Origin of the sequence: Pseudonocardia sp. SID8383, from assembly GCF_009864975.1 — a bacterium.
In the GTDB taxonomy this organism is placed as follows: Bacteria; Actinomycetota; Actinomycetes; order Mycobacteriales; family Pseudonocardiaceae; genus Pseudonocardia; species Pseudonocardia alni.
The window spans coordinates 1-8,670 of record NZ_WWFY01000919.1 but is presented as its reverse complement, the minus strand read 5'-3'; the positions used below and the strand labels follow the sequence as shown (position 1 = coordinate 8,670).

Annotated in this window: 10 protein-coding genes and 1 pseudogene; 4 read left to right on the top strand and 7 right to left on the bottom strand. The window is 74.3% G+C overall.

Features of this window, described 5'->3' with window-relative positions; genetic code table 11:
• From GTW08_RS22070 to GTW08_RS22060, 3 genes are all read right to left on the bottom strand, one after another.
• On the bottom strand, positions 1 to 430 hold a 430-nt coding region (locus tag GTW08_RS22070), incomplete at its 3' end, for a TSUP family transporter (RefSeq protein WP_161152463.1).
• Positions 427 to 768, bottom strand: coding sequence for a rhodanese-like domain-containing protein (locus GTW08_RS22065; protein ID WP_073575666.1), 342 nt, complete (start codon positions 766 to 768; stop codon positions 427 to 429). The genes GTW08_RS22070 and GTW08_RS22065, both read right to left, overlap by 4 nt.
• On the bottom strand, positions 765 to 1,574 hold the full coding sequence (locus GTW08_RS22060; RefSeq protein ID WP_083658624.1) for a GntR family transcriptional regulator: 810 nt from the start codon (positions 1,572 to 1,574) through the stop codon (positions 765 to 767). The genes GTW08_RS22065 and GTW08_RS22060 overlap by 4 nt, the downstream gene beginning before the upstream one ends.
• Before the next feature lie 978 nt (positions 1,575 to 2,552).
• Between GTW08_RS22060 and GTW08_RS32105 the strand changes: the two are divergent.
• From GTW08_RS32105 to GTW08_RS22040, 4 genes and pseudogenes are all read left to right on the top strand, one after another.
• Positions 2,553 to 2,807: pseudogene (locus tag GTW08_RS32105) on the top strand (hypothetical protein); the annotation flags it as partial.
• Positions 2,808 to 2,882: 75 nt separating this feature from the next.
• Positions 2,883 to 4,265: an MBL fold metallo-hydrolase gene (locus GTW08_RS22050; protein ID WP_073575665.1), complete on the top strand. Its 1,383-nt coding sequence runs from the start codon at positions 2,883 to 2,885 to the stop codon at positions 4,263 to 4,265.
• 4 nt (positions 4,266 to 4,269) lie between these two features.
• A complete protein-coding gene (locus tag GTW08_RS22045; protein ID WP_073575664.1) occupies positions 4,270 to 5,145 on the top strand; it encodes a sulfite exporter TauE/SafE family protein in 876 nt (291 codons plus the stop codon).
• A 74-nt stretch (positions 5,146 to 5,219) separates the two neighbouring features.
• Positions 5,220 to 5,846, top strand: a complete 627-nt coding sequence (locus GTW08_RS22040) for a class I SAM-dependent methyltransferase (protein ID WP_073575663.1) — start codon at positions 5,220 to 5,222, stop codon at positions 5,844 to 5,846.
• A 4-nt stretch (positions 5,847 to 5,850) separates the two neighbouring features.
• Here the strand turns inward: GTW08_RS22040 and GTW08_RS22035 are convergent, their stop codons facing one another.
• From GTW08_RS22035 to GTW08_RS22020, 4 genes are read right to left on the bottom strand one after another with little or no spacing between them, the layout of a single operon-like run.
• Positions 5,851 to 6,354, bottom strand: coding sequence for a L,D-transpeptidase (locus GTW08_RS22035; RefSeq protein WP_304580119.1), 504 nt, complete (start codon positions 6,352 to 6,354; stop codon positions 5,851 to 5,853).
• Complete coding sequence (locus GTW08_RS22030; RefSeq protein ID WP_202417529.1) at positions 6,351 to 6,824, bottom strand: hypothetical protein; 474 nt, start codon at positions 6,822 to 6,824, stop codon at positions 6,351 to 6,353. The genes GTW08_RS22035 and GTW08_RS22030 overlap by 4 nt, the downstream gene beginning before the upstream one ends.
• On the bottom strand, positions 6,821 to 7,681 hold the full coding sequence (locus GTW08_RS22025; RefSeq protein ID WP_073575662.1) for a cytochrome c biogenesis CcdA family protein: 861 nt from the start codon (positions 7,679 to 7,681) through the stop codon (positions 6,821 to 6,823). The genes GTW08_RS22030 and GTW08_RS22025 overlap by 4 nt, the downstream gene beginning before the upstream one ends.
• Positions 7,678 to 8,421, bottom strand: a complete 744-nt coding sequence (locus tag GTW08_RS22020; protein WP_073575661.1) for a DsbA family protein — start codon at positions 8,419 to 8,421, stop codon at positions 7,678 to 7,680. Before GTW08_RS22020 ends, GTW08_RS22025 begins: the two co-directional genes overlap by 4 nt.
• Positions 8,422 to 8,670 lie beyond the last annotated feature (249 nt).

Below are 8,670 nucleotides of genomic sequence, written 5' to 3'. Positions count from 1 at the left end.
GGGACGCCGGCTCCGCTCCGGCCGCGGCGCCGGCCTCCGCAACCGCCGCGCCGTCGGCCTGCTGCGCCGACGCCCCGCCCTTGACCAGCATCAGCACGGCGATGGCGAGGGTGAGGGCCGCGAAGGACAGCAGCAGGACGGGCTGGGGCACGGCACGGTTGAGCAGCGACCCCGCCCAGGCGGTGGGCACGCCGACGATCCCGAACCCGACACCGGTCCGCCAGTCGATCGTGCGCCCTCGAAGCCGGGCCAGGACGCCGACGGCGGCGATGATGCCGACGATGACGATGCTGCCGGTGGTGGCGGTGCGGGCGTCCTGGCCGAGCGCGTAGACCAGCGCGGGCACGGCGAGCACGCCGCCACCGCCGCCGAGGGTCCCGATGACGAGCCCGACGACCAGGCCCAGCGCTCCGGCCAGGACGCCGGTCACGCGACGGTCCCGGGTTCACCGTCGTCGTCGACGCACGGGAGGCCGGCCTCGGACCAGGCCGTCATGCCGCCGGCCAGGTTCCGGACGTCGACGCCGGCGTCGGCCAGCGCCGCGGCGGCCTTGCCGGACCGGTTCCCGGAGCGGCAGACGGCCACGACCATCCGGTCCCGGTCGAACGCCATCGGGTCCAGCTCGCCGAGTGGGGTGTGCACCGCGCCCTCGATGTGCCCGGCGCTCCACTCTGCCGGCTCACGGACGTCGAGGAGCAGGGCACCGCCGGCCGCGAGCTCACGGGCGTCCACCGAGTCGGTCTGCGGGATCTGGTCGGGCGTGGTCATCGTCGTGGGTCCTTCCGGTCGGGGGAGCCGAGCAGGTCGAGCTGGTAGCCGTCCTTGGTGGAGAAGTCAGCACGCAGGACGAACCGGTCGCCGCGGACGAGGGTCTGGCGCCACTCCACCGGGCGACCCTTGGCGCAGCCGAGTCGCCGGACCGAGAACGCGGCGGTGGACGGGCTGCCGCCCAGCAACCGGTGCTCGGCGGGGGTGGGCAGGATGGGCTGGATGGTCTCCTCACCGCCGGTGAGGACGACCCCGCACAGCTCGGCGTAACGCTCGTAGAGCGCGCCGGTGGTGAAATCCGCCGTCAGCAGCGGGGCGGCGAGGTCGTGCGGGAGCCACACGCGGTCCAGAGCGAGTGGGTCGCCGCCGGCGAAGCGCAGGCGCTCGAGGTGCACCAGGGGGGTGGACTCCTCGAGCCCGAGCCGGGCGGCGATCACGCCGTCGGCGCGGGTGTCCAGCGCTCGCACGACGCTCTGCTGCTCGAGTCCCATCGCGCGGACGGACTCGTGCAGGCTGTAGAGGGCGCCGAGCCGCTGGGCGATCTCCACCGGCTCGGCCTGACGCGACGGGCGTCCGCGCGTCCCGACGACACGGCCCTCGTCGCGCAGTACCTTGACCGCCTGCCGCACGGTGTGCCGGCTGACCCCGTACTCCTCCACGAGCGCCAGCTCGCCGGGGAAACCGTCGGTGAACGCGTCCACGTCGAGGCGGCGCCGCAGGTCGTCGAGCAGCTGCTCCCAGAGGAGGCGGCCGGGCTCGCGCCGGATGACGGCGGGGCCGGGGGCATCGGTCTCGGTGTCGGACACCCCTTGAATGTACGGTCATTTAACCCCGTCGGGCAAGTCCCCCGGCCGTGCCGCACACCACGTCGATGGCGCCATCGGGACCGTGCACGAGGAGCCGCCGGCCGGATGCCGACCGGCACGTGAGGCCGGTCGGAACAGGACCCGGCCGGGGCCGGTCCGGGGCCCTACCGGACGTCGACCCGGACGGGCGTCAGAACGGCACGCCGGCCCGGTGCGCGGCCCGCACCGCCACCGCCACCCGGCCCAGCAGGCCGGGGCGGGCACCACCCTCGGGGTGACCGTTGGGACCCCTGTCGCCCGGCGCGTCCACGGGCGGCGGCGCCTCCGCCGGAGACGGGCGAGCGGCAGCGGGCTCGCCGTCGAAGGCGGCCGCCACGGGGCGGGACATGTCAGGACGGACGGATGTGCGCACGGTCGCTCCGGGATTCCGGTGGGTCGGGACTGAAGGAGCGGCGCCGGTCCTACCGGGCCGCCCGGACTCCCCGACGACAGTGACGGTCGTCGACCGACAGCTGGTCGGTGGCGATCAGGCACACGACGAAGCCGCGATCGACCGACGGAGCTGTGGGGCACACAGGGACCACGACACCACGCGGGCACGCGCCACGCAACAGCCCGGCTCGCCGGGAGCGACCCACCACCCCTCGGCGTACGGTGGCATAAATGTACGATCATTTTAACCGGTGGACGAGAGCGCCTTCGTCGCCACCGTGACCGAGGGCCGGTCGGTGGCGCCGATGTACGTCGCGCACGCCGCGCAGCGCTACCGCGAGTCCCGGCCGGTGCTCGACGAGACCTCGCGGGTCCCGGCGCTGTCGCTGTCGCAGGCCGACGACCTGGTCCGCGGCGGCGCCGTGTTGCTCGACACCAGCGATCCGCAGGACTTCGCCGCCGCACACCTCCCGCGCTCGGTCAACGTGGGCCTCGGCGGCCGGTTCGCCGAGGTGGCCGGTCAGGTCGTGCCGGCAGGTCCACGCCGACGACCCGTGGGGGTTCGCCAACTCGCCGGAGTGGCCGACGACCCGCCCGCCACCGTGACACAACGTCCACGAGCTGCCGCGCATCCGGTCCGAACGGCCGGCGTTCGATCTGCACTACCCGCACCTCGCGCCCCGGGCACGGGCCGAGGCAACCCACACGGGCGGCGGGGCGGGGATACCGGAGGACTCCCCTCTGTTCCGGGCGAATGGGACACGTCACACTGTGCAGCAGGAATGTACGTTCATTTGGTGAAGTTGAGCGAACGTACCCCCAGGGGTATCAGCGGCCGACGGGGCCGCCGTCTCCGAGAGAGGACCGGAACCCGACATGATCACCGTTCTGACCGTCGAGACGCCCGGTCTGGGCGACCGCAGCTACCTGGCGCACGACGGCGAGGTCGCCCTCGTCGTCGATCCCCAGCGCGACCACGACCGGATCCGCGCCGCCGCCGACGAGGCGGGCGTCCGGATCACCCACGTGTTCGAGTCCCACATCCACAACGACTACGTCACCGGTGGTGTCCAGCTGGCCCGAGCGACCGGAGCGCAGTACCTCCTGAACGCGGACGACCCGGTCTCCTTCGAGCGCGTCGGCGTCCGCGACGGTCAGGTCGTCGAGGTAGGCACGATGCACGTCCGGGTCCTCCACACCCCGGGACACACCCACACCCACCTGTCGTTCGCCGTCTCCGACGGCTCCGTGCCCGGCGCCGAGCCGACGGTCGTGTTCACCGGCGGATCGCTCCTGTACGGCTCCACCGGCCGTCCCGACCTGCTGGGACCCGACCACACCGACACGCTCGCCCACGCCCAGTGGCACTCCGCGCGGCGGCTCGCCGCGGAGCTGCCCGACGCGACGGAGATCTTCCCGACCCACGGCTTCGGCAGCTTCTGCTCCGCCACCCAGGCCACCGGCACCGCGAGCACCATCGGCGCGGAGAAGGCGGCCAACCCCGCGCTGACCCGCGAGCAGGACGAGTGGGTCCGCGAGCTGCTGGCCGGGCTCGACGCGTTCCCCGCGTACTACGCCCACATGGGCCCCGCGAACTCCGCGGGCCCGGACGAGATCGACCTCTCCACCCCGGCCGAGGCCGACCCCGCCGAGCTGCGACGTCGCATCGACGCGGGCGAGTGGGTCGTCGACCTGCGCACCGGGACCGCGTTCGCGGCGGGACACGTCGCAGGGACGGTGAACATCGGTCTCGGCGGGCAGTTCGTGACCTACCTCGGCTGGCTCATGCCGTGGGGGACCCCGGTGACTCTGCTGGGCGAGAGCCCGGCCGACGTGGCCGACGCCCAGCGCGAGCTGGTCCGGATCGGGATCGACCGGCCCGCGGCCGTGGCCACCGGCAAGCCCGAGGACTGGACCGGACCGACCCCGCTGCGCAGCTTCCGTCAGGCCACCTTCGCCGACCTCGCGGCCGAGTACGACCGTGGTACGCGCCCGTCGGTGCTGGACGTCCGCCGGAACCCCGAGCGGGCGGACGGATTCGTCGAGGGCTCGGTCGGAATCCCGATCCACGAGGTCCTCGACCGGCTCGACGAGGTCCCGGCCGGGCCGGTCTGGGTGCACTGCGCCGGTGGGTACCGGGCCGCCGTCGTGGCCGGGCTGCTCGACGCCCGCGGGATCGAGGTCGTCGCGATCGACGATGCCTTCGGCAACGCCGAGCCCGCCGGCCTGCCGATCGTCGCCCCGGCGGGGACGAGGTGACGTCGTGACCACCGTCGCCCTGACCCTGACCCTGACGCTCTCGGTCGTGGTCGGCCTGTCGCTGGGTCTCCTCGGCGGCGGCGGCTCGATCCTCATGGTGCCGCTGCTGGTCTACCTGGCCGGGCTCGACGCCCGCGAGGCCATCGCGGCGTCACTGGTCGTCGTCGGGGTGACCGCCGCGGTCGGCGCGGCCGGGCACGCCCGTACAGGACGCGTGCGCTGGCGGACGGGCCTGATCTTCGGGGTCGCGGGCATGGCCGGCGCGTTCGCCGGCGGGCTCGTCGGCGCCCGGCTGCCCGCACAGGTCCTGCTGCTCGCGTTCGCCCTCATGATGACGACGACCGCCGTGGCGATGCTCCGGGGCCGCCGGGAGATCGATCCGGCGGAGCAACACCGCGAGCTCCCGGTCGCCCGGGTCCTGCTCGACGGTGCCGTCGTCGGACTCGTGACGGGTCTCGTGGGAGCCGGCGGCGGGTTCCTGGTCGTCCCGGCTCTCGCACTGCTGGGCGGACTCCCGATCGGGATCGCGGTCGGAACGTCGCTGCTGGTCATCGCGCTCAAGTCCCTCGCGGGCCTGGCCGGCTACCTGACCACCGTCTCGCTCGACTGGACCCTCGTCGGCGCGATCACCGTCGCGGCGGTGCTCGGCAGCCTCGTCGGCGCCCGGCTGGTCGACCGCATCCCGGCCGACGTCCTGCGGCGTGGGTTCGGCTGGTTCGTCCTCGCGATGGGAGCGTTCGTACTGGTCCAGCAGGCGCCCGACGCGATCCGGGTGCCGGGTCTGCTCGCCCTGGCCGCCGTCGCGGTGTCGATGGCGGGCTGCGCCGCGTGGGTCGCGAGCTGTCCGCTGCGGCGGGTCGGGCGTCCCGGCCCGGCCTGAGACCTGCCGCCGCCGGACGGCACCAATGACCGGTCATTCGTCGGGAGGATGCCCGGAACCGCTACCCTTCGCAGATGTCCGTGCCCACCGGTGGACACCGCGTCTTCGCCGCGCTGTACGACCGCGTCCTCGACCCCGTCGAACGCCGGGTTCTCGGCCCGCGCCGGGCGGCGCTGGTCGGCGGCCTGACCGGCCGCGTCCTCGACGTCGGCGCGGGTACCGGCGCCAACCTGCCGCACTACCGTGACGCCGACGAGGTCATCGCCCTCGAGCCCGATCCGGCCATGCGCCGCCGGCTGCGCGACCGGGCCGGGTCCTGCGCCGTCCCGCTCACGGTGAGCGGGGCGGGCGCCGATGCGCTGCCGGCCGCCGACGGCTCGGTCGACGCGGTCGTCTTCACCCTCGTGCTCTGCACCGTCCCCGACCCGGCGCGGGCACTGGCCGAGGCGCACCGGGTACTGCGCCCGGGCGGGCGGCTGGTCGCGATCGAGCACGTCGTCGGGCACGGCCGGCCCGCGACCTGGCGACGGCGACTGGCCCCGCTCTGGGAACGCATGGCGGCGGGGTGCCGGCTCGACCGTGACACCGAGGCCGCGGTCACCGCCGCCGGGTTCGTGCCCGGCACCGTCGAGCGGTTCCCGGCCACGCCGTCGTGGGGACCGATCGGGGCGATGGTCCAGCTGACCGCGACCCGGGCCTGACGGCTCAGGACGGGCGGCGGACCTGGACCTGGTCACCGACCTCGAGCGCGTCGAAGAACGCGACCGCGTCCGGCTTCCCGAGGTGCACGCACCCGGCGGACGGCCGTTCGAGCGACCCCTCGTGGAAGGCGATGCCGCCCGGGGCGAAGAACACCGAGAACGGCATGTCCGCGTCGAACTCGCGGCTGTGGTGGTTCTGCGCCTTCCAGTCGACCGCGAACGTCCCCACGGGTGTGGGACTGCGCGGGTCGCCGTCGAGGAACGGGACCGTCCGGGTCACCTCGCCGTCGTCGAGCAGCCACGCCGTGTGCGAGGCCAGGTCGACGCAGGCATCGGCCGACGCGGTGCACGGGGTGCCGGGGACAGCGGCACCGGACGGTGTCGCCGTGCTCGCCGGGGGCGCCGGCGCCTCGGACGCGTCGCCGGCGGCGGACGCGAGACCGGCGCCTCCTACGAGGACGCCCCCGGTGACGACGACGGTCAGGGCACGACGCAGCAGGGTGTTCACGGGATCTCCTCCGGGGACCGGGGTGTCGCCACGGGCACCGGGCAGGCCAGCGCCCCGCGCAGCCGGGCCCGCAGCGCCGCGCCCATACCGGCCACCGCCAGCACCGCCAGGAACGGCTGGACCGGTTCGAACCACGTCATGGCCCCGGCGTAGCCGAGCACCAGCAGGACGAGCTTGTTGCAGACCGGGCAGCCGACGGCGAAGAAGCCGAGCAGCGCGCCCGCCGAGGCGCGGCGGCCGCCGGGCCCGTCGGGGCTCCGGACGTAGGTGGCCGCGACCAGCCCGGACAGGATCGCGACCAGCGCGAGGACCGGGTAGGCCCAGGCCGGGGCCGGGACCTCACGCCAGAACCACGGGTTCGGCAGCACGGCCGTCGGGACCGCCATGACCACGGCCGTCGCGACCGCGGACACCGTGGCGACGGTCCAGTGCCGGACGGTCCAGGCGCGCAGTGCGTCGAGCGCGTTCACCGGACCTCCTCGTGGTCCCGCTCGGCGGCGGTGCCGGCGCCGCGACGGGAGCGCAGCAGCCTGACCACCGCGACGACCAGCGCGAGCAGGACGATCGCGAGCAGGACGACGGCGTCCGGCACCCCGCCGACCAGGTCGCGGATCGCGAGCTGGGCGTCGGCCTGCTGGTCGACGGTGGTGGGCGCGATGATCCCGGCGGTCCCGTCGGTCAGCAGGAACAGCATCCCGATGCCGATGAAGAGCAGCCCCGAGACCAGGCTCGTCGTGTGGGTGCGCAACGGGCCGAGGGCGATCTCACGACCGCGCAGCCACGGCCTGCGCCCCAGCCCGAAGCGGTCCCAGAGCAGGGCCAGCACGAACAGCGGGGCGGCCATCCCCACCGCGTAGGCTGCGAGCAGCGCCGCGCCGTAGCCCGGCTCGGCCCCGATCGCGGCGACCGTCAGGACGCTGCCGAGCAGTGGCCCGGCGCAGAACCCGGCCAGTCCGTAGACCGTGCCCAGCGCGAAGGTCGACAACGGGCCCGAGATCCGGATCCGCCCTGCGGCCCGGGCCGCAGAGGAGCTGGCGAACCCGATGCCGAGGACGGCGAGAACCCCGAACACGATCAGGAGCAGCCCCCCGAGGATCGTGACGAGGCCGCGGTAGCGGGTCAGCAGGTCCCCGACCAGGGCCACCCCGGCGCCGAGCGGCACGAGCACCACGAGCAGGCCTGCCAGGAAGGTCAGCGTGCGGCCGATCAGGGTACCGACGCGGTCGAAGGCATAGGCGAAGAACGACGGCAGCAGCAGCGCCGCGCACGGGCTGACCAGGGAGAGCAGCCCGCCCAGGAAGGCCGCCGGCAGGCCGATACTGCTCACCGCGCGGCCGCCAGCGCCTGGTCGATCTGCGCCCGGAACTCGGCGACGGGCTGGGCCCCCATGACCGGGTGCCCGTTCACGACGAAGGCCGGGGTGCTGGGCACCCCGAGCGCCGACCCCTCGTCGAGGTCGCGCTGCACCGCCTGCGCCGCCTCGGGCCCGTGCATGTCGGTCCGGAACTTCGCGATGTCGGGGACACCGACCCTCTCGGCGTAGGCGACGAGCGTGTCCTCGGGCAGGTCCGGGTGGGCACGCTCCGGGCTGTCGGCGAAGACCGCCCTGTTGAACTCCCAGAACCGGCCCTGCATCGCCGCGGCCCGACCGGCCTGGGCGGCCAGCGTGGACTCCGGCCCGAAGATCGGGAAGTCGCGCCACTCGATGCGCAGACTGCCGTCCTGCACGTACTCGTCCACGAGCTGCTGCTCGGTGTCCCGGCTGAACTTCGCGCAGAACGGGCAGCGGTAGTCGGAGAAGGCGACCATCACCACCGGGGCGTCGGTGCGGCCGAGCGCGGCGGGATCCCCCTCCTCGCGACGGGCGATGTCGCCCAGCGGGCCGATGGCCGGCTGTCCGGTGTCGGCCGACTGCCCCGGCGTCGCGGGCGGGGCGGCGTCGTCGCCACCGGTGGCCCCGAGAACGAGGTAGCCGATCAGCCCCAGGGCCAGCACGACGAGGACGACGACGATCGTCACGTCCCGCTGCCGTCCCCGGCGCTCCAGATTGCCGGTCGTGCGTCCCATGCCGGCCCCTTTCTACTATCCGAGTAGTAGCTGTCTACGAACACGGTAGTAGATCGGTGCGAATGTCCGGTCAATGGGGGCGGCAGACCCTCAGGGTGCGAGGCAGGCCGCGAGCACCAGGGCGATCGCCCCGGCCGCGGGCAGCAGCGCGGGCACCAGGGCCACCGCACCGGTCAGCAGCCGGGCCGCGGCGCCGTCGCCGCGCAGGAGGGCCGACCGGGGCGAGTCGAGCCAGGAGCGACGCACCTC

Coding starts and splice junctions, on each gene's coding strand:
- GTW08_RS22065 (WP_073575666.1), bottom strand. CDS start 768: ATGACCACGCCCGACCAGATCCCGCAGACCGACTCGGTGGACGCCCGT.
- GTW08_RS22050 (WP_073575665.1), top strand. CDS start 2,883: ATGATCACCGTTCTGACCGTCGAGACGCCCGGTCTGGGCGACCGCAGC.
- GTW08_RS22040 (WP_073575663.1), top strand. CDS start 5,220: ATGTCCGTGCCCACCGGTGGACACCGCGTCTTCGCCGCGCTGTACGAC.
- GTW08_RS22020 (WP_073575661.1), bottom strand. CDS start 8,421: ATGGGACGCACGACCGGCAATCTGGAGCGCCGGGGACGGCAGCGGGAC.